This window comes from Vibrio sp. RM-41-2B (genome assembly GCF_024744415.1).
In the GTDB taxonomy this organism is placed as follows: Bacteria; Pseudomonadota; Gammaproteobacteria; order Enterobacterales; family Vibrionaceae; genus Vibrio; species Vibrio diabolicus.
The window spans coordinates 57570-83578 of the sequence record NZ_JAMQWD010000004.1 but is presented as its reverse complement, the minus strand read 5'-3'; the positions used below and the strand labels follow the sequence as shown (position 1 = coordinate 83578).

Here is a 26009-nt window from a genome sequence, read left to right as displayed (position 1 = left end):
AGATGGCAAGTCAACCTACTCATGCGGTCTCGGCAGAGCAACTTATGTTGTCAAAAATGCAGGCGATGCAGGCACAAGTGCAGCCGCCAGAGTTTATCGTGAGTGCAAATCCTTTAGATCAACAATCACTAAACGCACCATTATCGTTCTCACAAGCGATGACAAATGTGTTGGATACAGTGAATCAACATCAATCAGTGGCTAGTCAAAAAATGACGGCCGTAGAAACAGGAAAAAGTGATGACCTAGTTGGTGCGATGGTCGCTAGCCAAAAAGCCAGCTTATCATTTAATGCTTTGATGCAAGTGCGCAACAAAGTCGTGACCTCATTTGAAGATATTATGAAGATGCCGGTGTAATTCATGTCAGAACTAACCCCCCAAGTCGCCGGAAATACAGCCATGACCTCCGGCTCAGCACAGACATTTTCTACTGCGAATAGCATGGACGATGTAACAACGAAGCTGAAGCAAATCTGGTCGAGTAGCCAGAGAAATCTAGTGTTATCTGCCGTACTCGCTGCAATTGTTGCGGCAATCATTGTGGTCGCTCTTTGGAGTTCCTCACAAAGCTTTCGTCCACTGTATAGCCAACAAGAACGTTTTGATATCGGAGAGATTGTTTCGGTATTAGAAAGCGAAGGTGTGAGCTACCGTATGCAAGAGCAAAATGGCCAAGTTCTTGTGCCAGAAGGCGAAGTTGCGAAAGTTCGCATGTTGCTTGCATCAAAAGGTGTTAAAGCCAAACTGCCGACAGGTTTGGATTCGCTTAAAGAAGACAGCTCTCTCGGTACAAGCCAATTTATGGAAACGGCGCGTTACCGTCATGGTTTAGAAGGTGAGTTAGTACGCACTATCATGTCTCTGAATTCAGTGGCGAATGCGCGTGTTCACTTAGCTATTCCTCGTCAAACCTTATTTGTTCGTCAAAACAGCGAGAACCCTTCAGCGTCAGTGATGCTTGAGCTGAAACCTGGCGAAGATCTCAAGTCTGAGCAAGTTGAAGCAATCATCAACTTAGTGGTTGGTAGCGTGACGGCGATGAAGCCTGAATTTGTATCTGTTATCGACCAATATGGCCGTTTACTCAGTGCAGATGTTGCTTCGGCGGAAGCAGGTAAAGTCAATGCAAAATACCTTGAATATCAAAAGAACGTTGAGAAGCAGATCATTCAACGCGCAGCAGACATGCTTACGCCAATTGTGGGTCCGAGTAACTTCCGTGTGCAAGTTGCTGCCGATATGGACTTTAGCCAAGTTGAAGAAACGCAAGAGATTTTGGATAACGCACCTGTCGTACGTAACGAGCACACCATTCACAACAACTCAGTTGACCAAATCGCGCTAGGCGTACCAGGTTCTCTAAGCAACCAACCGCCGGTAACTGGTGAAGAAGTAGAAACGAACGATAGCCAAAACACCAACGCACGCTCTGAAGTAAACCGTCAGTATGCAGTGGGGAGTAGTGTTCGTCGTACTCAATACCAACAAGGTCAAATTGAGAAAATGAGCGTGTCGGTACTGTTGAACTCGAAAGCCTCTCCGGATGGTGTTGCTTGGAGTGAAGCAGATAAAGAGCAGATTTCAAATATGATCATGGATGCTGTCGGTATTTCTGCGGCACGAGGTGACAGCTTAAGCTTGATGAGTTTCAACTTCACTCCAATTGAAATTGATGCGCCTCCTGCGCTGCCGTGGTGGCAAGACCCTACAGTACAGCAGCCAATACGTTACGTTATCGGTGGTTTGTTAGGCTTGGCGATGATCTTCTTCGTACTACGCCCATTGATCATGCACCTCACAGGCGTTGATAAGCCAGTACCAGAGTTAGACTTTGCAGAGCCGCAAGAAGAGCCTGAGTATGACAACCTGCAAACGCGTGAAGAGCGTGAGCATGAAGAAGTGCTTGATCGCCGTCTATCAGAAAAAGGTATCTCAGCCTCTTCCGGCTTAGATGTAAACAGCGACATGCTGCCTCCAGCCGGTTCGCCACTAGAGATTCAATTGAAACACCTACAGCTTATTGCCAATGAAGAGCCAGAGCGCGTAGCCGAAATACTGAAACAATGGGTAAACATCAATGAACACAGTTCCATCAAAGCAGACGCTTAGTTATGTAGAACAAACCGCGCTCGTGCTATTAGGCATGGGCGAGGATGCCGCTGCGAAGGTTTTACAGCACTTTAGCCGTGATGAAACCCAGCGGGTGACTCGTGCAATGGCGAAGTTGAATGGCATTAAGAGCGATTCCGCTCGCGGCGTTATTCAAACTTTCTTTGAAGACTTTCGTGAGCACAGTGGCATTCGTGGAGCTTCTAAAGAATATTTGTCCAATACGCTACGTAAAGCATTGGGTAATGATTTGGCAAAAGGGCTGCTGAATACGCTGTATGGTGATGAAATTCGCAACAATATGCAGCGCTTACAGTGGGTAGAAGCAGAAACGCTTGCTCGTTTCATTGTGAATGAGCACCCGCAAATGCAAGCGATTTTTCTTGCGTATTTGCCAGCCGATAGCTCTTCAGCGGTGTTGAAGCACCTGCCACAAGATTACCATGACGAAATCTTGTTCCGAATTGCTCAGCTGCAAGACATCGATCATCAAGTTGCTATTGATTTGCATGAGCTCGTTGAGCGCTGCATTGAAAAAGTATCTGCAAGCCAAAGCACACCGCTATCTGGTGTCAAGCAAGCTGCTGACATCATTAACCGCTTTGAAGGTGATCGCGGGTCGTTGATGGAAATGCTGAAGTTGCATGATGAAGATGTCGTTAATGCCATTGAAGAGAATATGTTCGACTTTATGGTTCTTGGTCGTCAGCGTGAAGAAACCATGGACATGCTGGTGCAGCAGATCCCACTAGAATTGTGGGCGGTTGCACTTAAAGGTTCAGAAATTACGTTACAGCAAGCCATTAAACGTTCTATGCCTCAGCGTATGGTGAAAGCACTGGAAGACGATATGGAAGCGCGCGGGGCTGTTGCGCTAAGTCGTGTTCAAAAAGCGCGTCAAGACATCATGCAAATGGTGCGTGAATTGGATGAATCTGGTGAAGTTCAGTTGCTTCTTTATGAAGAGCCAACGGTGGAGTAACGTCATGGTAGAGACAAAATCAAGTACGATGCGACTGCCGCCGAGTGGATACCGTTTGCACCGTTTTCCGCCTTTGGCGCAGCCTAAGGCTATAGAAGACGAATTCGGGCTAGATAACCAAGGTTGGCAAGAGCCGCAAGTTGATATTCAACAGCAGCTTGAAGCCGGTTTTCAACAAGGTTTACAACAAGGGCATGAAGAAGGCTTACGTCAAGGTATCGAGCAGGGTAAGCAACAAGGTCTGTTAGATGGGCAAAAAGAAGGCTTCCAAAAAGGCTTTGTGTCTGGTGAGCAGTCAGGAAAACAGAGCTTTCTAGAGGCGGCGAAACCCGTGAACGAGCTCTTTCATGCGCTGTCTCGTTGGCAAGACGAAAAAGAGCAACAGCAACGTCATATGATTTGTGAGCTGGTACAAAAAGTGGCTCAGCAAGTGATTCGTGCTGAGCTCACTTTAATGCCTCAACAGATCCTTGCCTTGGTGGATGAGACATTGTCTGCCATGCCAGGCAAAGCGGAAACCGTAACCGTGCATTTAAATCCGCAGGATTTAGAACGAATTACTCACATTAATGCTGATCTACCACAATCTTGGAAACTGGTGGCTAATACGGAACTTCCGATTGGTGGCTGCCAACTAGTGACCGATGATGCAGAGGCGGATGCAAGTTGCGACTCTCGTTTAGAAGCCTGTATGGACAATGTAAAACAACACCTTTTGGATGAAGTTAGTATTCCGCAGGTAGAATCAGAGCATGAGTAATACCTTAAGCCATGAGCTATTGAGTGAGCGTTTGAGCGAAGCATTGGCTTCGCTCGATTCAATCCCTGTTGCTCGCGTGACAGGGCGCTTGATTAAAGTAAACGGCTTAATGTTACAAGCCGTTGGGTGCCGGTTTAAACTGGAGCAGCGCTGTCTCGTAGAAACCGCAGAAGGCGACATGATCGAAGCGCAAGTGGTGGGCTTTGAGCACACTATTGCTTACCTAATGCCTATTCGGCGCTTAGGTGGCTTATTTGCTGGTGCAAAAGTCATCCCTCTTGATGGTGACAGTACCGTGCAGCTAAGCTCTCAGTGGTTAGGACGCGTACTGAATGGTTTAGGTGAGCCGTTAGATGACGGGGCTCCGCTTAAGGGGGGAGAGCGAGTTTCACTTGAACCAAAACCGATTAACCCACTGAAGCGACGCCCAGTTGATACACCACTCAACGTAGGCGTGCGAGCGATTAATGGACTATTGACGGTAGGCAAAGGCCAACGTATTGGTTTGATGGCTGGCAGTGGCGTCGGTAAAAGTGTGTTAATGGGGATGATCACCAAAAACACGGAGGCCGATGTAATTGTGGTCGGGCTTATCGGTGAGCGAGGCAGAGAAGTACGTGAGTTCATCGAGAGAAACTTAACCCCAGAAGCGCGCAAGAAAGCGATCATTATCGCGGCTCCTGCTGATGAATCCCCGCTAATGAGGTTAAGAGCGACACTACTTTGTCATCGCGTTTCAGAGTATTTCCGAGACCAAGGCAAAGACGTTCTACTTCTGATGGACTCTCTAACCCGATACGCCATGGCACAGCGCGAAATCGCTCTTTCGCTCGGTGAGCCTCCAGCTTCTCGTGGTTATCCGCCCTCAGTCTTCAGCGTGTTACCTCAACTCCTAGAGCGAGCGGGTAACAGTGAAAATCAACATGGTAGCTTAACGGCAATTTATACCGTATTGGCAGAAGGGGACGACCAACAAGATCCTGTCGTGGATTCCGCGCGCGCCATCTTAGATGGGCATGTCGTTTTATCGCGTCAACTGGCTGAGCAAGGGCATTATCCCGCGATAGATATCAACGCGTCTATTAGCCGTTGTATGAATACTTGTACGCAGGACGCACACAGCACGATTGCGAATAACTTCCGTCAAATGTACTCCAACTACCTTCAGGTTAAAGAGTTACTGCCATTAGGGGGTTATCAACCAGGACAAGATCCTGAGTTAGATCAATCTGTTGCTATGTATCCAAATTTGCGTGCATATCTACAACAAGCTGCCAACGAGTCTGTAGATTACCCAACCAGTTTGACCGAGCTCGCGCAGCTTTTTCAAAGTGCTTAATCAAATGGGAGTGACAAAGCTGAAATGAAATCCAAGTTAAAAGCCGTAGGCAAGTTACAGCAAATGGAAGAAAAACAGCGTGACCGTGTGGGTCAACAACTTGATGCCATGCGTCAGCGTCACTCCCATCTTTCAATGCAATTGGAACAGTTGTCGGCGTTGAAAGGCCACGCTGGACAATCAACCCGAACCGGCCCGACGCTGACGAGCGCGGCTTTGATGAACTTTAATCGTGTTGACCAAATGCTACAAAGAATGCTTCGTCACCACGAGCAAGAGCAAGCCGTTATGCAAGCGGAATGTGCATCTGTACAGAAAACGCTAGAACACAAGCACGCACGCGTTCAAGGGTTAGAAAAAGTGCTTGAACGTTGGCGTACTAAGCAGAACTATGAAAAAGCGAAAAAAGAGCAAAAGATGATTGAAGACATCATTAACTCTCGCGTTAAGCGCAAGATATTATGATGTCTTGTTGACGCTACTAGGAGCGCGAATAATTTCTGCGGTGTCTTAGCCAACCAAACCAGCCTCCAAGCATGATCAACCCTGATCCGAGAGCACCGCCGCCACTGCTGCCGTTGTTACCAAAGCCAGATGTGTTGGTATCGACAGGCTCAAAGCCAGAGTCCCCTTCGCTATGATAATCTTCCGAACTTGCTAAGAGGGCGTTATAACTGGTTTTTACACCTGAGCTGGTTTGGGTCTCAATCCATGTTGCATAGTTCAAAATCTCGGTAAACACACTTGGAATCGCAGCGGATTCGCAAACTGAAGAACCGTAGCTCACAATGCCAATTTGCTGATACATGCCATTATTGTCTTGATAGGTGAGAGGACCGCCTGAGTCACCACGACAGATGCCAGTGTAGCGTCGTTCAGGAAATCCATTCGCACATAAACTTTCCTGAGCGTTAAACCCTGTTACCAACGAAGCGCATTGGGTGTCGGTAAGGGGTTTTACTTCTGCCCAGCGTAAATAGTTGGGGGTGCTTTCATCATTGGTCGCGGTCTGACCTAAACCGAATATCTGATAAACTGACTTGCTGCTGTAGTCTCCAAAGTCTTGCGGTAAAGTGATGGATTGGACGTTATCGGTGATAGGTCTAGTCAATTCAAGGACAGCGATGTCATTAATCCATAAATCGCTAGGCACATAATCAGGATGAATCGTGATAGAGCGAACATCTTTGAATTCTTCAACAAACACGTCATTCATCGTAGGGTTTTTGACTAGCACTCGTAGATCGTTGATTGTCCAGCCATCAGTAAAAACGCTTGGTTCTACGCAGTGGGCCGCAGTTAAAATGAAGCGGTCGTTTACAATGGTTCCCCCACAAATATTGGCAAACTGATTAGCGCCGGTTTTATGTAGAATAAGACGTGCAAAAAAAGGAAGTTGGTTTTGGGTAGCCTGCTGCCCCCCAATAATTGCCGTGGAGATCCCTTGTTCTGAAAGGCGGTTATCATTTTCTGCTTCAGCGGTCGTACTCAAAGATACTGCAAAACAGAGTGCGCTTAGCCATATTTGATACTGCTTCATAAACCATCCTTGGATGAAAAGTGCTCTTCTAACTTTATACTAGTTTTTCAGTGAATGTGCTTAACAAAAGTTTCTAATAGTTGAATGATTGTTGTAGCCAAGATCGCAACAGATGAAACGATTCAAGCTTTAGCTTGTGTGGCGGGCATACAAAGTAAAGCTGTTGATGAGGATTAATGACGGGTTCACCCAGCTCGATTAGCTGACCATATTTGATGTCATCCTTCACAAACAAGCGATGAGTGACCAATAACCCCAAACGACGAGTTGTGGCCTGGACGGCTTGTATCGACATGTTAAAAGTGATTGGTTTTTTATTTTTAGGTCGCTGGATACCCGTCGCGTCCTGCCACACGTTCCAGTCATTTTTTCTTCGCTCGTTAGTAACTTCAATGATGGGATACTGCTTTAAAAGTTGAGTGATGTTTGAGTCATTCGTCTTAGCTATCAATTCAGGGCTACACACCAAAACCAGTTCATCTTCACTGAGCTTTTCACAGTAATAATCTTGCCATTCCTCGGTGTTTCCATGCACGAGGGCAGCGTCGATACCTTCTTGCTCTAGATTAAACCTGCCAGACAGGTTTGATAAACGAACGTCTAATTGCGGAGCAAAGTCCTGCAAACTCGACATTCGCGGAATCCACCAATGCAGCGCCAAGGAATTCACCATATTAAGCGTAATACGTTGCAAGTTTTGGTCTTGGATTAGCGCTTCTGTGGCATCGACAATTTGTTCTAAAGCTGGCGCAACCTTTCGATAATATTTTTTACCGTCAGCATTAAGTTGAACTTGTCTGCCTACGCGATCAAACAGAGGTTTGTTGACCTGAGTCTCCAGTGATTTTATCGCCTGACTCACCGCCGAATGACTCACACTTAATATCTGCGCTGCTTCTGTCATGCTGCCAGATTCCGCCACAGCGACAAATGCATAGATGGATTTTAGAGGGACTAATTTACGCATATTTTAGAAACCGTAACATGATGAGAGATAAGTTAACCTGTAAGTTTTTCTTACATTAATGGTTAATATTACTCGCTATTTACAATAAGTGATATCTCATAAAATACTCCACATATTAAGGAGTATCGAATGAATGCAGTAAATAAATCTATTCTTTTCATGCTGATGTCTACGTTAAGCTTATCTGTTACTGGGTTGTTAGCAAAGCAGTTGACAGGTGAACTTTCCGTCACACTGTTTAGCTTCTTACGCTTTTTGGCTCCTGCACTTATTTTGCTTGTCTTACTTCGTTTCAAAAATCTTACCTTTCCTAAAGCTGGGACGTTAAAACCGATTTTGCTTCGCGCCTTCTGTATCGGCTTATCACAGTTGTGTTTCATCGCGTCATTACAAACGTTAACGCTGGTAGAAGGGGTGGTATTGTTTGCCACTGGCCCATTATTTATTCCTTTGGTTGAAAAGCTGTTTATGGGAGGCCACATTCGCGTTTCAACATTGGCGGCTTTAGCAATGGCGTTTACTGGAGTGGTTATGTTGGCGGGAGTTGGTGGGGAGTTTACTTGGCGTTCGGATTTATTACTCGGTCTAGCTGGTGGACTCTTCAATTCCGGCTCTCAGCTTACGCTATATAAAGTGAGTAAAACTGATATGTCGCCATTAGAAATCAACTTTTGGGCGTTTGGGTTTGCTGCCGTATTTCTGTTACCGCTAACGTTGTTTAACGACATCGATGTTTTCCTCAAAGCCAATGTGATGGAATCTACTGTTTCTTCTAATATGCTGTGGCTCGGTGTGATGTCCCTGATGATCATTAACACCCAAGTTTTCCGCTCCAAAGCGTATCAACTGGCAAGCAGCGGCTCTCAACTTGCACCACTTATTTTTACTAACCTACTGTTCACCGCGGTTTGGCAGAGTGCGTTTTTCGATGACCGAATGAGTCAAAGCCAAATTATCGGGATGAGTTTAATCGTGCTCGCAACCATACTGAACACATGTTGGGTTCGCTTTACGGCGCATCGTGGTGGTAGGTTACAAGCGAGAACTTCTTAGCCTGTCGGAAAATAGAGGATTAAATAAGGCAAATCAGAGGTGAGGTTTGATTTTTTCTGACAATGAACTAGCGTCAAGAAAGGTTCAGGGAGAGAAATAATGCTTACGCTAAATTATTACGTTGAGATTTCGGCTACACCGCAACGGGTGTGGGAAGTGCTAACCGATGCTGAGTTATACAAACGCTGGGCACAGGCTTTCTCACCCCAGTCTCAATTTGATGGGATATGGGAAGAAGGGCAAGACATCACTTTTTTTGATCCCGATATGGGCGGAACGCGAGCGACTATCGATATCGTGCAACCGCAACAGCGCCTTGAATTTCATCACATTGCCATTTTTAATCCGGATAATAGGCAGCAACTGGATGGAGATTTAGCATCTAAGTGGATTGGATCACGAGAGATCTATCAGATCGACACCAACAGTGATCGTTTGTTACTCAATGTCACCATTCATACGCACAGCGACTTTGTTTCTATGTTTAATCACGGATGGGAAAAAGCGTTGCCCCTAATAAAAGCCATCAGTGAGGAGCAAGCTGAAGTCTGATACTCATCTTGGGCTGACGGTACGTCACGTGTAGGTATACAATAGCACGCAAGATAGCGCACCTAAGAGAGTGGATGATGGAATTTAAAGTTGATACCCATACACATACGTACGCCAGTGGTCATGCGTACAGCACCTTGATTGAAAATGCAAAATTGGCGAAAGAGAACGGCTTGGATATGTTCTGTACGACCGATCACGCAGAATCAATGCCGGGCGCGCCGCATTACTGGTTTTTCTCCAACCAAAAAATCCTGCCTCGATTTTTAGACGGTATCGCGATCATTCGGGGTGTGGAATCCAACATTCTTAATACCGAAGGCGACATCGATATTCCGCTGAGTGTCGATCGTAACCTAGATTGGGTTATTGCAAGTTTCCATGAACCTGTTTTTCGTCCTGCAAACAAAGAAACTCATACGGAAGCGCTCATTAGTGTGATTCAAAACGGTCGTATTGATGCGCTTGGCCATCTTGGGAATCCAAATTTCGACTTTGATTTTCAGGCCGTTTTAGCGTGCGCGAAAGAGTATAATGTTGCGATTGAAATCAATAACACCACGCTAAAAGGGAATAGCCGAGTGGGTAGCGTAGACCGTTGCCACGAGATTGCACAAATCGGTAAAGATCTCGGTGTCTTCTTCACAACAGGAAGTGATGCACATTTCTGCCATGATGTTGGTAATCTGGATTTGGTTGGAGAGCTAATGGATAAAGTGGGTATCGATAGCAAAAAAGTGATTACTCACACCGCCCAGCAGTTTTTGTCTTTCTTAGCTCTGAGAGGCCGTAAGCCAATTCCAGAGTATGACGACATTCGCAACGCATAAACTTGATTACATTTTAGGTATGCACCTGGCGTAAGATTGCTTTACACTGCGACCCGGAAATACTCAACTAAGCTAGTTTGTCGCCTTTTATGGCGTGGGTTATTTGGGTAAATAAAGCCGACACAGAATTCGGCACTATAAATGGAGAAGTGAAAATGTTACGTCCTTTAGTCCTAGGGTGTGCGATTGCGTTTGGCTCAACATACGCAATGGCAGAAGCGGTTGATTTAAAACAAAACATGAAGCAGATGAAGATGGAATTCAAACAGGCGGCAGAAGCGTCGGATGTTGAAACCATGAAGTCTGCAATTGATAGCTTGCAAGCAATCGTCGAGCAATCTAAGCGCGGTAACTATCCACCAGAGAAATTCGATACCTACTTAGAAGGCTTTAATAAACTAACGGTAACGTTAGACAAGATTGAAGCAGACTTAGACGCTGGTAACCTGCAAGACGCGAAAGCACAATTACGTGAAATTGATAGCCTACGTGAAGAATACCATGACAAGCGTAACCCAAGTATTTGGAGTAAGCTGTTCGGCTAATCGCGATAAAAGCTGACAATAGAATATGAAAATAGCCTGCCGTTTTGGTGGGCTTTTTTGTGTCTGTCAATTGCGTTATTGAAGAAAAGCTGTGAGGTGGCAACCACTTATTGATCCTGTTTTTGAGCTAGCACTCAGAATTAGTTACGCTGAATTAAATTTGTTAAGTCACCGTTATGCGTAGATTAATTCCTTTTTATCGCTCCATGCTATTTGCTAGTGCTCTAAGTTGGGTGCTAGTGACCCTAATGCCTGTTATCAATGCTCATGGTAACAGCATGGGTGTGTGGGCGACGCTATGTACGCTTAACGGTTTTGAATTGGTTCAAATCGAAGAAAGTGACAATGCCGTCAGCCATAAAGGCAAACCTTGTCCTTTTAGCCACTTCTCGACCTTTCATCATGATTCACTTCCAACTACACCAATACTTCCACAACTGAGCTTGGTCATTTCTGAAAGCTACACTTTTTTGGCTCTAAGTGTACGATTTGAAACACCAGTTCCTAGAGCGCCGCCAGTTTCCCTTTTCTCATAACGAAAACAATAACAAGTAAAGTCACATAACACTGCCACTTTGAGCAGTAGTACTCCCGAATCTAAGTCAATTAGCGCCACATACGAATGTGTATGTGCAGGATGCGTTTGACTGAATTTGGGTGTTCAACAATGAAAAAAGGAAAATACACATGTTGAGAAACTCGGCAAAGCCTCAACTCAAGGAAGCCTCACGCGCAAAATCCATCTACTTTATGACTTGGCGATGGCACTTCTACGCAGGTTTGTTCGTCATTCCATTTATGCTCATGCTTTCCCTCACTGGGTTGGTGATGTTGTTTGATGATGAAATCGAACTGGCTCGATATGAAGCGACATTACAAGTTTCACCACAAGAGCACATGGTTCCTGTCTCTGCACAACTGGAAACCGTCAAGCAGGCGTATCCCGATTTTAATGTCACTCAATTTGTACCTGCTAAAACGGCCGATATTGCCAACCGCTTCTCGATTCAAAACCAAGAAGGCAGCTCACTGATTGTTGCAGTAAATCCTTATACAGGAGACGTACAAGGCACCATTAATCGTGGTGACAGCATCTATGAACTGATGAACAGCATTCACGGTACGTTGCTCATCGGCGACCTAGGCGACCGTTTAATTGAAATCGCCGCAAGTCTGGGGATTTTGCTGTTGGTGTCTGGTTTGTACCTTTGGTTACCTAGAGACAACGCCAGCCGCGGCGGCTTTTTGAAAATTCGCCTTAACAATGGTCCTCGAATTTTGATGCGTGACCTGCATGCGAATTTAGGTGGTGTGCTGTCGATTGTACTGTTGTTCTTTTTGATTTCAGGTTTGTCGTGGGCAGGGATCTGGGGAGCGAAAATGGTGCAAGCTTGGAATACCTTCCCAACCTATTACACATGGGGTGAGAAACCGGAATCCACACTGACACATAAAGATCTTAACCACGGTGCTTCAGAAGAGATGCCATGGAACTTAGAGCTTGCTGCTGTGCCAGAATCGAAAGATAAGCCCGCTCATGATCATGCCAATATGAAGGAAGAGATGGCATACGCAGGCAGTCATGATGCGCTCTCCATTGATGATATCATCCTCAAGGCTGAAATGATGGGCTTCACTGGCTATAAGCTGTTTTTACCACGCTCTGAGACGGGCGTTTACACCGTTGCAGCTAACTCTATGGGCGGCGACATTTCCGACCCAAGACAAGATCGCACCAGCCACTTTGACCAATATTCCGGTCGCTTGTTGGTGGATGTAACGTGGCAAGATTACAGCCTATTTGCCAAGTTCATGGCGGCAGGTGTGTCATTGCATCAAGGTGATGTCAGTGTGGTTAACAAAGTGCTCAACGTAGTGTTCTGTTTGGCGTTCATTTTAATCTCAATCACAGGTGTGGTGATGTGGTGGATTCGTAGACCAAGTCGCAGTGCCGCATTGGGCGCGCCACCTAAGTTTCAGCAAGACGGCATTTGGAAGCTTGGTTTAGTAACGTTGGTAGTATTGTGTCTGGCGTTCCCGATGGGCGGTTTGGCAATTGTTACCGTTCTCGCACTGGATTGGCTGTTGTTTAACCGCGTTGAGAAGCTGAAAACAGCGTTGAATTAGTAACAGACAAAGAATGGAATGGTAAAAGAGCCAGCGACGTGCTGGCTCTTTTTATTTCTGGTAAATCTCCAGTGGCAAGCCATCTGGATCTTGGAAGAAGGTAAAGGCTTTGCCTGTGAATTCATCAATACGAATTGGCTCAACTTCAACGTCATTCGATTTTAGGTAGGCTTTCACCTGTTCAACATCATCAACCAAAAAAGCGAGATGCCGTAGCCCTTGTGCTTCAGGAAAGCTCGGTCTCTCTGGTGCGCCCGGAAAGCTAAACAGTTCCACTTGGCTGCCGTCAGGTAAAGCGAGGTCAAGCTTGTATGAGTCTCTGGCTTCACGATAGTTCTCGGCAATGACTTTTAACCCCAACACTTCAGTGTAAAAGCGTTTTGACCTTGGGTAATCGCTGCAAATGATCGCGACGTGATGAATGGCATTAAACATGGTTAGCCTCTTCAAACATGGTTAGTATCCTCGGAGACTAAATGCTCCTTAACGAAGTCAATAAACACGCGCAGGCGAGCAGGCATGTATTTGGTTTGTGCATACTGCATCGCGATAGCACCGTGGTAGTTACTCTTGATCATCCAATCCGATAGAACCTCCACCACTTCTCCTTGCTCTAACGCGTCTTTGATCACGAAGTCATGGAAGATTCCAATTCCCAAGCCAGACTTAACCCCGTTCAAGCGCATTTGAGAATGGTTGACGGCGTAGCGCCCACTTACTGCAATCGAATGAAAGGCTTCCTCTTTAAAGAACGACCAGATGTTGTCTTTGTCGTTCTCGGCAAGGTAAATGCAGTCGTGCTGTTCAAGCTCAGTGGGATGCTCAGGCATACCGTGTTTGGTGAGGTAATCTGGAGAGGCACATAAAACGAGATTGGTCTTGCTGATCTCTTTGAGTACCAGATTCTCATCGGGTTTGTCGGTGAGCTTAAATGCGACATCAATTCCTTGGCGGAACAGCTCGATCTCACCATCTGCTGCACGCAGCTTAAGCTGTATATTTGGATAACGTTCTAGGAATGGCAACACAAACGGTTGAAGCACCGAATTAAGAAATGCTTCAGGGGCTGCTACTGTGAGTGCGCCTGTTGGCTCGGCATGATCTTCCGCCGATAATTCAACGGCTTGCTGCGCGGCATTCACCATTGCGATGCTTTGGTCGTAAACCTTTTGCCCTGCTTGAGTGATGAGCAACTTACGAGTTGTGCGCTCAAACAGTTTCACTGAGAGGGCTTGTTCCAACCGTGTGATCAACTTACTTAAAGCCGATGGCGTCACGCCGAGTTGTTTGGCTGCAGCGGTAAAACTGCCTTCGTTTACCACCAAGATAAACGACGCAAGATCAGGAAGTAGGGCAATGAGTTTTGGATTAACCATAATTGTTCAGTTCTGCGCTGCGGAATAACGATATTGTCTGGTACGGTTTCACGAGGTTCAAGTGTCACCGTCTCGCTTTAACGATATTTTGCCAAAAATGCATTGAGTGCAGGCAAGCCAGATTCACCAGTATGGTATTGCTGCCAACAGTGATAAATGGCCGTTTCGTGGTCTGCAATCAATTCGATAGCTTCTCGCTCAGCGATTGAATACTGTTTTGAAGCTTTCACTTCTTCATGCCACTCTCGATATTTGACCTCATAAGGCTCCACCCATTTCAGAAGAGTCGCCACCAACTCTTGCCATGGTAAACCAATCCACTTGGTTGCATCTGCCAAGCCTTTATCCAGCATCTCTTGGTGTCGACTTTCGATATCCATGCCATTTGTCAGCAGTACAGGTTTGAGCTTTTCTGCGGTGAGTTCTTCCACTTCAATCAAGGTTTGCCACAGTGTTTGTTGTTCACTTTGGGCGTAATGGCTCAAGTAGTGGTTGAAAAAAGCGATGCCGTAGATTTCGCCATAGTAGGCAGACAGAACGTTATGAATCATGGTGAGAATCGTGATTTAAACAGGGAATATCGCATTGTAGGAGGGGAAAGCGCGACGTGTAAATAGCTGATTAAGAGTAAAAAAGTGCTGCTGACAGAATTCGAACAGAACTTGTGAGAATTTTATGAGAATTCGATGAAGTTGCTGATAGATTTGCTCGTCATTCTTAGAGGCAAGAACGCAAAACGTTCGAAACGCAATGCTTAACCTACTCAAGTCACGAACAAAGAAGTAAAGCCGTACAGATGGGCTTGGGTAGTTCAACCCTCATTAAAGGATGGAATCACAATGAAAAAACGTACCCAACTCGGACTCGTCATGACTTCAGTCGCTATGGCACTAGGCTCTGCATCAGTGAATGCGGCGGAATTGGAAATCACCGTGACAAACGCAACCAAAGGCATCTACTTTACGCCACTTATTGTTGCTGCACATGGCTCCGACCTTCAAATGTTCAGAACGGGTCAAGCAGCAACGCCAGAACTAGAAGCAATGGCAGAAGGCGGTGATATCTCTGGTCTTGCTAGTGTGATTGGTAACGCTGGTGGTGTGGTGGTTGAGAATCCTGCTGGTGGTATTTTGAATCCGGGTGTTGCAACCACCTTCACTTTGGACAGTGGTGACCACGGTTATCTTTCTCTGAGCGCTATGTTGCTGCCAACCAATGATGGCTTCGTCGGTCTGGATAGCTGGAAGATTCCAACGGAAGCGGGTACATACCGAGCAACGCTAAGAAGTTACGATGCCGGTACAGAAGCGAACGATGAACTTGCGTCTAGCATGCCAAACCCACCTTTCATTACCTTTGGTACTGGCGGCACAGGCGTTGAAGCAACAGTAACTAACGACAAAGTTCACGTGCATCCGGGTAACCTTGGTGATAGCGATCCAACCGGCGGCATCAGTGACCTAGATAGCAGCAGCCATCGTTGGTTAAACCCAGTTGCAACCATCACAATCGTTGTGAAGTAAGGGGGATGTATGAAAGTCAGAATCTTACTAGTAGCAGCTTCAGTCGGTTTGCTCGCCGGTTGTCCAAGCGATGATGATAACGACATAGTGAAATCGTACCGCTACACCGTCAACGTGGCGAACTTGACTGCGAATCAACCAATGTCTCCGCTTGCGGTACTCACTCACAATGGTGACTACCAATTGTTTGAAATTGGACAAGCCGCATCTGTTGAACTTGAGCATCTTGCCGAAGGCGGTAGTAACGCAGAGCTGATTGAGTTGATGAACAGTAATGACAGTGTTTACCAAGGTATTTCGGGTAATGGATTGGTGTTGCCGGGGGAATCGGACGAAGTCACCATCACGGTTGACCCTAGTCGTTACGGTTACTTATCCGTGGCGTCTATGTTCGTGAATACCAATGATGCCTTTGTTGGCGAAACGGGGCTATCGCTCAAATCGCTCGCAGTGGGTGAAAGCTATGAAATGAGCATGAACGTTTGGGATTCTGGCACAGAACTGAACGATGAGCTTGCCGCAACCATTCCAGGCCCAGCAGGTGGCGGTGAGGGCTTCAATGCCGCGCGTAATGACAGCAATGATGTCGTTGCCTTCCATGCGGGGGTAGTTAGCCAAGGTGATGGATTAGCAAACTCAGCACTCTCTGCGAACCATCGTTTCTTGAACCCAGGTGCGAAAGTCACCATCACTCGAGTCGAGTAACACAGGCTCCGATGACGTCTCCTTTCCAAAGCGCTTGTAGCCGAGCGCTTTATCCCTCATGGCGTCATCGGAACCTTTTTTGAAAGAATTTCTAATTTGTTCCGGTCATGTGCAAAGTGAGGATACTCGAAGGCAAGGAAAGGACCATGGAACAACAGGCAATCAATTTAGTCGCTAACATCTTGTTGGTGGAAGATGACGATGATTTGGCAGAACTGGTTCAGATGCATCTTAAGTTTCAAGGACACCAAGTGTCGCGAGCAACAAATGTCGCCGATGCTAAAGCGCAATATCAGCAACAACCCTTTGATTTATTGATCCTTGACCGAGGTTTACCAGATGGTGATGGTCTAGACATCTGCCATTATTTGCGTCAGCAACAAGATTGGAGCCCAGTGCTCATGCTGACAGCCAGAGACGGTGAAATGGACAAGGTTGACGGTTTAGAAGCGGGCGTTGATGACTACATCACTAAGCCATTTAGCGTATTAGAATTCCAAGCACGAGTGAGAAACGTGTTACGCAGAGTCAGCCAAACCGCAGAAGCAAAGGTCGCAAATGAGGTCCTCGACGATGCGATGGATTTTGGCCCGCTGAGAATCATTCCGGAGTTGCACCAAGTATCCCTAAACGACAAGGATGTCACTCTTACCGCGACAGAGTTTACTTTGCTGCAGTTTCTCGCGACTCGTCCGGGCAGAGTCTACAGTAAAGATGAATTGCTCGATCACGTATGGAACACCAGTCATTCTGGTTATCACCACACGGTGTGTAGCACCATTAACCGTTTACGCAGCAAATTGTCTTTGTCTGATTCAGATCATCACTTCATCCAAACCGTGTGGGGCGTTGGGTATAAGTTTCAACCAAGACACTAATGCAAAAAAGCAAGTCAAAATATCAAGCCAAGACAGTAAGTCGGCAGTTGTTTTCACCGTCATTTTTCAATCATCACGGGTGTTTCAAAAACACCGCTGTTTAAGGAGGCGATAGGATGAGCTTCAAATCTCGCTTGGTAGTATTTACCAGCTTGTGGTTCTGCCTCGCGGCGGTGGTGATTGCACTGACTTACAATTGGCAAAAAGAAACCATTGAGTTACGGACTAAGCAAAGCCTGCATAAAGAGCTAGCCAGCCACATGCGCGATGATAATCCGCTGATGATTGGTACGGATTACAACCCTAAAGCGCTCAAGTCGATCTTTCATACCCTTATGTTGATCGGCCCTGATTTTGAAATCTATTTCCTCGATAGCCAAGGCAATATCACCACTCATGCTGCGCCAGATGGGGCAAAGCTTATGGATTCGGTGGATCTGAACCCCATTCAGCAATTCTTAAACAACGAACCGCTTCCCATCTTAGGCGAAGATCCTCGTAATCGCGGTGAACACAAAGTGTTTTCTGTTGCGGCGATAAAGGAATTAGGCTCTACGGTCGGTTATCTCTATGTGGTGATTGGCAGTACCCGGCATGACGCCATTGCCAATGCGCAAGTCGATACCCCTTACATCGCGCTGGTAGGATTGGTCTTAGTGTCCATTTTAGGCTTTGCTCTCGGGGCTTATGTGCTGGTCAAACGTAGCCTATTGAACCCGATTGAGCGTGTGACCAAGCAACTTCAACAGCAAGCCGAACATGATTTTCACCTGCAACCTGACTTTACTCACCAAGTGCCGGAGCTCGTGCCGATTGCGCACTCTTATCAGATGATGGCGAAGCACATTCAGCAGCAGTTTTTACAGTTGGAGTATCAGTCTTCTCATCGTCGTCAGAGCTTGTTGCAGCTCAGTCATGATTTAAAAACGCCGTTATCGAGTGTGCTTGGTTATTTGGAAACGTGGCGTTTGAAACATCCGGAATCTGATCCTTTGATTGATGTCGCGTTCCGAAATTGTGAGAAGCTCTCAACTCAATTGCATTCTTTATTAGACGCTGCCCGTAAAGAAGCCCCAATGCCAAACTACGAGTACCGCCCCGTGGATCTTGGCGCGTTGATGGCAGAATGTGCTGAAACGATGCAGAGCCAGTTTTCTCGTAAAGAAGTGGTGTTGAAAGTGGATATCGATAGCGAAATCCAAACCGTGGGTGACAAGGGGCTATTGGAGCGGTTGGTATTTAACCTGCTTGAAAATGCATTACGCCACAGCCCAATTGGCTCAGAAGTGCATTGCCAAGCGCATTTGAGTGAAGATAAGTCGCGAATCCTGTTCACTTTTGTCAATCGAATTGATAAAGATGCCGTCGGGGGCGCATTAGGAATTGGTACAAAGATAGTGCAGTCAATTTTAATGTTGCACCACAGCTACTTAGAGACGTGTGAGACTGACACTGAGTATCAACAAAAATTCGCACTTCTCGCTACTTGAGGAGAAGCGCGAATTTGGCTTATCGAATGACTACTTAATAACGCCACATACAACGCGCGCACCGCCGCCGCCTAATTTAGCAGGATGGTCGGAATGATTGTCACCACCAGCATGAATCATTAATGCTCGGCCTTTTAAATCTGATAATTTTAGGCGAGGCGCGACAACGGGCTGATTAGCATTGCCATCCATGTCCACGTAGAGTGGAGGCAGGTCGCCTAAATGATTGTCATCGGTCCAAGGGTAGCCATGTTTCCCTGTGTTGCTGGGGTCATAGTGACCACCTGCTGCACCGCCAAGGACGGTTTTGCCATTCTTCTCCGCGCTATCGCACGATGGATTGGTGTGAACATGGAAACCGTGTACCCCTGATGACAAACCTGATAACTGAGGCATAAATACCACGCCATAGTCACTTTGTGAAATCTCAATGGTGCCAGCGCTCTTCTTGCTGTTGAGATCGGTCATCGCGACAGTCTGCGCAAGTACGTTAGGAGCGGCTACGAGAGTGGCAGCAACTGAAATGCATAGCAATCCTTTTAACATGGGACTTCCTTCTTTTTGGTTGTACGCTCAAGCACATATTAGTGAAAACTTCTCTTCCTTATGTCTGTTGAGCGGTGGGTTTATGTCAGAGAGTGATGTGTCTCACTCTATTGTCTTAAACTGGTATCTATCTGCGAAACCAGTTCTCCTTTATTAAGACTTAACATATTGAGATTGTTCAGATATAAAAAGAATAGACGTCAATCAAAAAATAGCCTGAATATTTTTAAATTAACGCAAAGTTAAATTTTTAATGACTTTATAACAAAGCTCATAATTGTTTTATAAAGAAGTTGTCGGAATTGTCTTCTATAAAAAATAATCAATTTAATGAATATTTTAATGTGAATATGGTTGTTTATAGGTTTGTGGTCAAACTGTTGCTTATATCATCAAATAAGATAAAAAATTGGAACTAAAGTCACTTAATGGCAGAGGAAAAAATTAAACTCTGGTTTTAATGGGTAATAATGTTTTAGTAACAGATAGTTACGCACTTAAAATTAATAATATGGCTAATTTCCGACAAGGATTGAAAAAGATGAAAGACAAGGAATCTATTCAGACTAATAGCAGCCGCCGTAATTTTCTGAAAGGCGCAACAGGAGCTGTTGTTGCTGGTGTGAGTGCTTCCGCTTTCTCGGGCGCAGTTCAAGCACGAGAACAGAAAATTGATTGGAGCAGCCGCGGGCTAGGTAGAAAACACGATAAGCGCTTTTGGCGTAAAGTGCAACGACAGTTCGTTTTGGATAAACGTACGACTTACATGAACATTGGCACAACGGGTTCTATGCCAAGACAAGTTCTTCAAGATTACGAGCATAACAACAAGTTGGTGGCTAAGTATCCTTGGGATATGAAGGGCAAGTTTGGCTCTTGGCCTTATGTCTCTGAGATGGTTCAAGAAGTAGCGCCTGGCTTTGGTGCTAACCCAGAAGAAATCATTCTCAGCCGCAATACTACTGATGGTCTATGTTCGATCATTAACGGCTTACACTTTGAACCAGGCGATGTGATTCTAACAACGCACCATGAGCATATGGCTGCAACATCACCGATGAACGTCGCAAAGCATCGTTTTGGCGTCGATGTTGTTGAAATTCAACTACCGGTATTTACTGGTACTGAAGACGTTTCTGAACAAGATTACATCCAAGCTTTCCGCGACGCGCTTGATGCGCATCAAAACGTTCGCCTCATCATGTTCTCTCATATCACCTATAAAACGGGAACGGCGTTACCAGCCAAAGCCATTTGTGCTTTAGCGAAAGAATATGGTGTGCCTACGCTTGTAGATGGAGCGCATACTGTCGGTATGTTTGACCTCGATTTCCATGATATGGATTGTGATTTCTATGCAGGTTCTGGCCACAAATGGCAGTGTGGTCCTGGCGCAACCGGTATTTTGTACGTACGTGATAACGCCAATCGCTTGAATGAGTATTGGAGTGATCGTGAAAACCCGTTGTGGTTGATCAACTCTTCACTTTCTCATGCGGATTACTTAGGCAAACAATTACAGATGCAGTACATCGGGAACGACAACTATCCTGCTAAACAAGCGTTAGTTGATAGCTGTAAAATGTGGGATGAGATTGGCCGTGACCGCATTGAGGAACGTGTTCTAAGTCTTGGTAGTTTGTGTAAAACCTTACTTCAAGAGTACTTGCCACAAGCCCAAATGTACTCACCAAACGTGGAAGGTTTAACGAGTGGCTTAACCACAGTTAACCCATTCTCTGATGTGACGAATGAAGACATATTGACTGAATTCAGAGATCGTCTACGTGAAGAATATGGCTACATCATTCGAACAACCAGCTTTAAGCTGCATAAAGATGATGACTTTGATACTTACGCACTCCGTATCTCCACGCACTTGTTCCATGACGAGCAGGATGTTGAAGGGCTCGTGGTGGCGATGACGAATTTGTATTACTCGTCGTTCTAACATCGTTGTTTATCACTCAAGCGCCCATGATTGGGCGCTTTGTGAAAGGTAAGGATATTATTATGTCAGTCAAAACATTCAAAAGAACTTTAGCGGCGATGGCGCTTATGGCGGCCTCTGTTATGTCCTCTTCCGCTTGGTCAGACGACTTACAACAGATCCGTGATCGCGGAGTGTTGCGCCATATTGGTGTGCCGTACGCTAACTTCGTTTCTTATATTGAACAAGGTGAAGTGGAAACCTTGACTGGCTTAGATGTAGAGATAGTAAAAGGCTTTGCCAAGTCGTTGGGCGTTAAGTACCAATATGTTCCAGCTCAGTGGAGCGATATGGTCGGTAAGCTGACGGGCCAAGATGTTCAATACCATAATAAGCAAGCCGTCGTGGGAGAAAGTGTTCCAATCGAGGGGGACTTGATCGCAAATGGCGTTACCATTCTTGACTGGCGTTCTGAAGTTTTAGACTTTTCACAAGATTACTTCCCGTCAGGCGTTTGGTTAGTTTCCAGAACAGATTCCACGCTGAGTCCGATTAAACCCAGTGGGTCGGTTGATGAAGATGTAAAAACCGTCAAGCAGCTTATTCATGGTCGCGAAGTGTTGGCGTTGGAGCACTCTTGCTTGGACCCTAACCTTTATGACTTATATGACACAGGCGCAAAAGTCATACTGCCTGATGGGGCTCGTCTTCTGAATGAGATGGTGCCAGCGATAATGAAAAATGATGCGGAAAGCACATTACTAGACGTCGCCGATACGTTAATTGCATTAGAAAAATGGCCAGGTGAAATAAAAGTCATTGGTCCAGTATCCGAAAATCAGAAAATGGCTGTTGCATTCCGGAAAAACTCGCCGGAATTACGCAAAGCATTTGATCGTTATTTAGATTCAATAAAGAAAGATGGAACCTACGAAAAATTAGTAAAAAAATACTATCCATCTATTTACTACTTTTATAACGATTACTTCATAGAAGATAGTAAGAAAACCCGATGAAAAAGGCCGTTAAAAAAATATCCAGTAAAAAATTTATTGCAATAAGCGCAATATTAGTCTCTATTTATTTAGCTATGCTTATTGTTGTAACAAGTTTGGGGCAAAATAAATTAAAAGAATCCCAACATAGGGAACTCGGTTTAAAAGTAAAAAGCTACGCAAGCACACTCGATAATTTATTTACCATTGCCAGTGAGGATGTTGATAATTTATCTACAGATAAAACAGTACAAACCTTCTTTGCTAATTTAGCCTCTGGCATGTCAATGGAGTACGGATTAGGAGCGAGTTTAATTAACTTGAAGCGTCGTTTCGATGAAAAGATAGATGGTAAGTTAATTAATAGCAGCCAAATCTATAAAAAGCTCACACTGGTAGGAAGTGATGGCACAACGATTGTCACGACGGGCTCTGAAGACAACATAGAGCATAAGATGGATATCCAAACCTTAATGACTCAACATGGGCATCCCGAAGAGGTTTGTGCAACTCGATATAACGACGACGTGCGTATTCAAGTCATTAAGCAAGTTAAGTTCTCTGGAAAGCCAGTTGCCTTTCTAATTGCAGATCTCAATAAAAACATTGTTATTGATCAGCTCACTAATCAAGAGCACGAAGACAGTTATAGCCGGATGGTGCTCAAAATAAAAGACGTTGAGATGGTCGTATGGGATACAATAAATAAAACGTCTTCTCATAATAAAGATGAGAACTATTTAATATCTGAAGCCGTTGATGGAAAAATATATTTTGAAGTGCTTGTTGAAAAACATCACTTCAAACTTATGGCTTGGTTTGAGCCTTTGAGTGAGCGAGATATTTTCACATCACGGATCTTCATTCTCGGTTTGAGTATTCTTGCTGTTATGGTTGTTATTGCGCTGTGTTATGCGTTCATCACAAACAATAATAGAATTGAATTGAAAATTAAACTTGAAGAAGAGAAAAAGCGAAAAGACATACTTTCTCAACAGAACCGAAAACTAACTAACGAAATTGAACGACGAAAAGCGTCTGAAAAAGAACTCGCCTTCCAAGCTAAATACGATACGTTGACTAACTTGCCTAATCGCAGCTACGGTTCTGAGAGACTGGCTTTGGAGTTGATTAGAGCGTCACGTAGTGGTTCAAAAGTATTGGTCATGTTTATTGATCTAGACCACTTTAAGCAGATTAACGATTCAATGGGTCACTTTGTTGGCGACGAGATCCTTAAACTTAGTGCTCAACGACTGCATCAAGTCGCGAGAAAAACAGACTTACTGGCGAGAATTGGTGGGGATGAGTTTTTATTAGTGATTCCTGACTTGCCTGATAACGACACCGCGAAGCGCGTTGCTTCAAGCGTGCTTTCGGCGTTTAACGATCCATTTGTATGGAACAACCATGAATTCTTCTTGAGTAGCAGCGTCGGAATGTCTGTATTTCCGGATGATGGAGATAATGCCGAGCAGCTCCTCGCCTGTGCTGACATGGCGATGTATCGCGTGAAGCAAGATGGACGCGATGCCTTCTGCTTTTATAACCACAATATGAACCAAGACTTGCAACGCTATTTGGATTTGGAAAATCGACTAAGAAATGCCATCTCCAGCCAATTACTAGAGTTGTATTATCAACCTATTATTGATCTGAGCAGTGGTAAAATTGTTGGCGCAGAAGCGTTAATGCGTTGGAATGATGAGAAGTACGGATTCGTAAATCCTGAAGAGTTTATCTCTATTGCTGAGAAAAATGGCTTGATTCATCAAATTGGTGAATTCGCTATCCAGCAAGCGTGCCGCCAAGCGGCGCAATGGCAAAGTCTGACGCCGCTGTTTGTTTCTGTGAATTTTTCCAGTGTTCAATTTAGGTATTGTGATCGCTTACTTGCGTTTATTCAGAAGAGCCTTGAGGAGTCTGGTCTTCCATCAGATAAGTTCGATATTGAAGTGACTGAGAGCCTTCTCTTTAACCACGACTCAGAGCTATTAGACATGCTCAATAACTTAAGAGCGTTAGGCACTAAGCTTACCATCGATGACTTTGGTACTGGCTATTCTGCGTTGAGTTACTTACAGAAATTCCCGTTCGATCGCCTTAAGATTGATCGCAGCTTTATGCAAAATATGTTCGAAAACGACTCCGATCGTGAGCTCGTCAACGTGATCATTGCAATGGCGAAAGCGCTGAACCTTAAGATTGTTGCTGAAGGCATTGAAGAACAGCGTCATGTCGATTATCTAAAAGGCTTAAACTGTGAGTTCGGGCAAGGTTTCCACTATAGCCGCCCGTTACCAGCCAAAGACTTTGAAGCACTACTTAAACAACCAACTGGGCGATAACTCCTTTTATTACAATAATATAGGAAAGCATTAATTGAATTCGTGCCTTGAATTCATTAATGCTTTTCCACCTTAAGGGATAATCCTTCTTCCTTCCTTGAATTACACTACAATTAATTGATGAGTGATAGCCCGTGATGCCCGTCACATAAAGGCTCAACCTAATTCTAAACGAGTAAATACTCGCCAAAATAACCAGGAAGGAATTTCAAATGTCTTCTGCATTCTACCAACAGATTCAGCAGCAAATTGAAGAAGTGAAGGCTGAAGGTCTTTACAAATCAGAGCGCGTAATCACGTCTCAGCAGCAAGCGGCTGTTAAAATCTCTACCGGTGAAGAAGTATTAAACTTCTGTGCAAACAACTACCTTGGTCTTGCTAACCATCCTGCGCTAATTGAAGCGGGTAAAGCGGGTATGGACGAACACGGCTTTGGTATGGCTTCAGTACGTTTCATCTGTGGTACTCAAGACATCCACAAAGAGCTTGAGCAGAAGTTGTCTAAGTTCCTAGGTAAAGAAGATACGATTCTTTACACCTCTTGCTTCGATGCAAACGCAGGTCTGTTTGAAACCATTCTCGGTAAAGAAGACGCAATTATTTCAGACGCACTAAACCACGCGTCAATCATCGACGGTGTTCGTCTATGTAAAGCAATGCGCTTCCGTTACTCAAACAACAACATGGAAGAGCTAGAGCAGCAACTGATTGCTGCGAAAGAAGCAGGCGCACGCCACATTCTTATCGTTACTGACGGTGTGTTCTCAATGGATGGCGTAGTGGCGAACCTTCCGGCTATTTGTGACCTAGCTGAAAAATACGGCGCACTGACCATGGTTGATGACTCTCACGCGGTTGGCTTCATGGGTAAAACGGGTGCAGGTACGCACGAATACCACAACGTGGTTGACCGTATCGACATCATTACAGGTACGCTAGGTAAAGCAATGGGTGGCGCTTCAGGCGGTTACACGTCTGGTAAAGCGGAAGTGATTGACTGGCTACGTCAGCGTTCTCGTCCATACCTATTCTCTAACTCTGTTGCACCAGCAATCGTAAGCGCTTCTATCCGAGTTCTAGCTCTACTAGAAGAGAGCGGTGACCTACGTGACCGTCTATGGGAAAACGCAGCACACTTCCGCGCACGTATGGAAGCTGCTGGTTTCACAATGGGCGGCGCTGACCATGCGATCATTCCAATCATGCTAGGTGATGCGAAAGTGGCAGCAGAATTTGCTGAGCGAGCACTAGAGAAAGGCATCTACGTAATCGGCTTCTCATTCCCTGTGGTACCAAAAGACCAAGCGCGTATCCGTACTCAAATGTCAGCAGCGCATTCTCGTGAGCAGCTAGATCGTGCAATTGATGCGTTCATCGAAGTTGGTAAGGACATGGGTCTTATTTAAGACTCT

General features: G+C 45.3%; 26 protein-coding genes. 20 read left to right on the top strand and 6 right to left on the bottom strand.

Annotated elements, in window-relative coordinates; translation table 11 throughout:
• The first annotated feature begins 2 nt into the window (after positions 1 to 2).
• From fliE to fliJ, 6 genes are read left to right on the top strand one after another with little or no spacing between them, the layout of a single operon-like run.
• Entirely contained in the window at positions 3 to 359 is a 357-nt protein-coding gene (fliE, locus tag NB463_RS01865; protein ID WP_005375045.1) for a flagellar hook-basal body complex protein FliE, read from the top strand.
• A 3-nt stretch (positions 360 to 362) separates the two neighbouring features.
• Positions 363 to 2111, top strand: coding sequence for a flagellar basal-body MS-ring/collar protein FliF (gene fliF, locus NB463_RS01860; protein WP_065646211.1), 1749 nt, complete (start codon positions 363 to 365; stop codon positions 2109 to 2111).
• Positions 2080 to 3093 carry a flagellar motor switch protein FliG gene (locus NB463_RS01855; RefSeq protein ID WP_005394839.1) on the top strand — a complete coding sequence of 338 codons (1014 nt, stop codon included), beginning with the start codon at positions 2080 to 2082 and terminating at the stop codon, positions 3091 to 3093. The genes fliF and NB463_RS01855 overlap by 32 nt, the downstream gene beginning before the upstream one ends.
• Positions 3094 to 3097: 4 nt before the next feature.
• Complete coding sequence (gene fliH, locus NB463_RS01850) at positions 3098 to 3853, top strand: flagellar assembly protein FliH (protein WP_005394841.1); 756 nt, start codon at positions 3098 to 3100, stop codon at positions 3851 to 3853.
• Positions 3846 to 5192 (top strand): flagellar protein export ATPase FliI, encoded by a 1347-nt coding sequence (fliI, locus tag NB463_RS01845; protein ID WP_053350026.1) that lies wholly within the window; start codon positions 3846 to 3848, stop codon positions 5190 to 5192. The genes fliH and fliI overlap by 8 nt, the downstream gene beginning before the upstream one ends.
• A 24-nt stretch (positions 5193 to 5216) precedes the next feature.
• Positions 5217 to 5657 (top strand): flagellar export protein FliJ, encoded by a 441-nt coding sequence (fliJ, locus tag NB463_RS01840; RefSeq protein WP_005384016.1) that lies wholly within the window; start codon positions 5217 to 5219, stop codon positions 5655 to 5657.
• A gap of 16 nt (positions 5658 to 5673) precedes the next feature.
• On the opposite strand, the gene NB463_RS01835 is transcribed toward fliJ, so the two are convergent.
• Together NB463_RS01835 and NB463_RS01830 are read right to left on the bottom strand one after the other, a co-directional pair.
• Positions 5674 to 6732, bottom strand: a complete 1059-nt coding sequence (locus NB463_RS01835) for a S1 family peptidase (RefSeq protein ID WP_258430575.1) — start codon at positions 6730 to 6732, stop codon at positions 5674 to 5676.
• A 73-nt stretch (positions 6733 to 6805) separates the two neighbouring features.
• Entirely contained in the window at positions 6806 to 7699 is an 894-nt protein-coding gene (locus NB463_RS01830; protein ID WP_258430574.1) for a LysR substrate-binding domain-containing protein, read from the bottom strand.
• Between the two features lie 129 nt (positions 7700 to 7828).
• Here NB463_RS01830 and NB463_RS01825 point away from each other — a divergent pair, with 129 nt between their 5' ends.
• From NB463_RS01825 to NB463_RS01800, 6 genes are all read left to right on the top strand, one after another.
• The gene (locus tag NB463_RS01825; protein ID WP_005394849.1) at positions 7829 to 8752 is read left to right on the top strand and encodes a DMT family transporter; all 924 of its coding nucleotides are present in this window, start codon (positions 7829 to 7831) and stop codon (positions 8750 to 8752) included.
• Between the two features lie 99 nt (positions 8753 to 8851).
• Entirely contained in the window at positions 8852 to 9304 is a 453-nt protein-coding gene (locus NB463_RS01820) for an SRPBCC family protein (RefSeq protein WP_053808285.1), read from the top strand.
• Between the two features lie 77 nt (positions 9305 to 9381).
• Positions 9382 to 10134: a phosphatase gene (locus NB463_RS01815; RefSeq protein ID WP_047009782.1), complete on the top strand. Its 753-nt coding sequence runs from the start codon at positions 9382 to 9384 to the stop codon at positions 10132 to 10134.
• 155 nt (positions 10135 to 10289) lie between these two features.
• Entirely contained in the window at positions 10290 to 10679 is a 390-nt protein-coding gene (locus NB463_RS01810; protein WP_005394852.1) for a cytochrome b562, read from the top strand.
• Between the two features lie 176 nt (positions 10680 to 10855).
• Positions 10856 to 11215: a hypothetical protein gene (locus NB463_RS01805; protein WP_257081890.1), complete on the top strand. Its 360-nt coding sequence runs from the start codon at positions 10856 to 10858 to the stop codon at positions 11213 to 11215.
• A 151-nt stretch (positions 11216 to 11366) separates the two neighbouring features.
• Positions 11367 to 12806 carry a PepSY-associated TM helix domain-containing protein gene (locus NB463_RS01800; protein WP_145533794.1) on the top strand — a complete coding sequence of 480 codons (1440 nt, stop codon included), beginning with the start codon at positions 11367 to 11369 and terminating at the stop codon, positions 12804 to 12806.
• A gap of 51 nt (positions 12807 to 12857) precedes the next feature.
• On the opposite strand, the gene gloA2 is transcribed toward NB463_RS01800, so the two are convergent.
• The 3 genes from gloA2 to NB463_RS01785 all read right to left on the bottom strand — a co-directional run bounded on the left by gloA2 (position 12858) and on the right by NB463_RS01785 (position 14733).
• Positions 12858 to 13241: an SMU1112c/YaeR family gloxylase I-like metalloprotein gene (gene gloA2 / locus NB463_RS01795; protein ID WP_258430573.1), complete on the bottom strand. Its 384-nt coding sequence runs from the start codon at positions 13239 to 13241 to the stop codon at positions 12858 to 12860.
• An 11-nt stretch (positions 13242 to 13252) separates the two neighbouring features.
• Entirely contained in the window at positions 13253 to 14182 is a 930-nt protein-coding gene (locus NB463_RS01790; RefSeq protein WP_053808287.1) for a LysR family transcriptional regulator, read from the bottom strand.
• A 77-nt stretch (positions 14183 to 14259) separates the two neighbouring features.
• Positions 14260 to 14733 (bottom strand): hypothetical protein, encoded by a 474-nt coding sequence (locus NB463_RS01785; protein WP_053808288.1) that lies wholly within the window; start codon positions 14731 to 14733, stop codon positions 14260 to 14262.
• A gap of 288 nt (positions 14734 to 15021) precedes the next feature.
• Between NB463_RS01785 and NB463_RS01780 the strand changes: the two genes are divergently transcribed.
• From NB463_RS01780 to NB463_RS01765, 4 genes are all read left to right on the top strand, one after another.
• Positions 15022 to 15705, top strand: a complete 684-nt coding sequence (locus tag NB463_RS01780) for a spondin domain-containing protein (RefSeq protein ID WP_054866843.1) — start codon at positions 15022 to 15024, stop codon at positions 15703 to 15705.
• Between the two features lie 9 nt (positions 15706 to 15714).
• On the top strand, positions 15715 to 16410 hold the full coding sequence (locus NB463_RS01775) for a spondin domain-containing protein (RefSeq protein ID WP_104972911.1): 696 nt from the start codon (positions 15715 to 15717) through the stop codon (positions 16408 to 16410).
• Positions 16411 to 16556: 146 nt separating this feature from the next.
• Entirely contained in the window at positions 16557 to 17288 is a 732-nt protein-coding gene (locus tag NB463_RS01770) for a response regulator transcription factor (protein ID WP_006741967.1), read from the top strand.
• Between the two features lie 116 nt (positions 17289 to 17404).
• Positions 17405 to 18778, top strand: coding sequence for a sensor histidine kinase (locus NB463_RS01765; protein ID WP_256952690.1), 1374 nt, complete (start codon positions 17405 to 17407; stop codon positions 18776 to 18778).
• A 30-nt stretch (positions 18779 to 18808) separates the two neighbouring features.
• Here NB463_RS01765 and NB463_RS01760 read toward each other — a convergent pair whose 3' ends face one another.
• On the bottom strand, positions 18809 to 19324 hold the full coding sequence (locus NB463_RS01760) for a superoxide dismutase family protein (protein WP_005394862.1): 516 nt from the start codon (positions 19322 to 19324) through the stop codon (positions 18809 to 18811).
• A 541-nt stretch (positions 19325 to 19865) separates the two neighbouring features.
• Between NB463_RS01760 and NB463_RS01755 the strand changes: the two genes are divergently transcribed.
• The 4 genes from NB463_RS01755 (at position 19866) to NB463_RS01740 (ending at position 26003) form a co-directional block, all read left to right on the top strand.
• Positions 19866 to 21275, top strand: a complete 1410-nt coding sequence (locus tag NB463_RS01755) for an aminotransferase class V-fold PLP-dependent enzyme (RefSeq protein WP_006741963.1) — start codon at positions 19866 to 19868, stop codon at positions 21273 to 21275.
• Positions 21276 to 21337: 62 nt separating this feature from the next.
• Entirely contained in the window at positions 21338 to 22270 is a 933-nt protein-coding gene (locus NB463_RS01750) for a transporter substrate-binding domain-containing protein (RefSeq protein ID WP_005394865.1), read from the top strand.
• On the top strand, positions 22267 to 24597 hold the full coding sequence (locus NB463_RS01745) for a putative bifunctional diguanylate cyclase/phosphodiesterase (protein ID WP_257081873.1): 2331 nt from the start codon (positions 22267 to 22269) through the stop codon (positions 24595 to 24597). The genes NB463_RS01750 and NB463_RS01745 overlap by 4 nt, the downstream gene beginning before the upstream one ends.
• 212 nt (positions 24598 to 24809) lie before the next feature.
• The gene (locus NB463_RS01740; protein ID WP_257081871.1) at positions 24810 to 26003 is read left to right on the top strand and encodes a glycine C-acetyltransferase; all 1194 of its coding nucleotides are present in this window, start codon (positions 24810 to 24812) and stop codon (positions 26001 to 26003) included.
• The last annotated feature ends 6 nt before the right edge of the window (positions 26004 to 26009 follow it).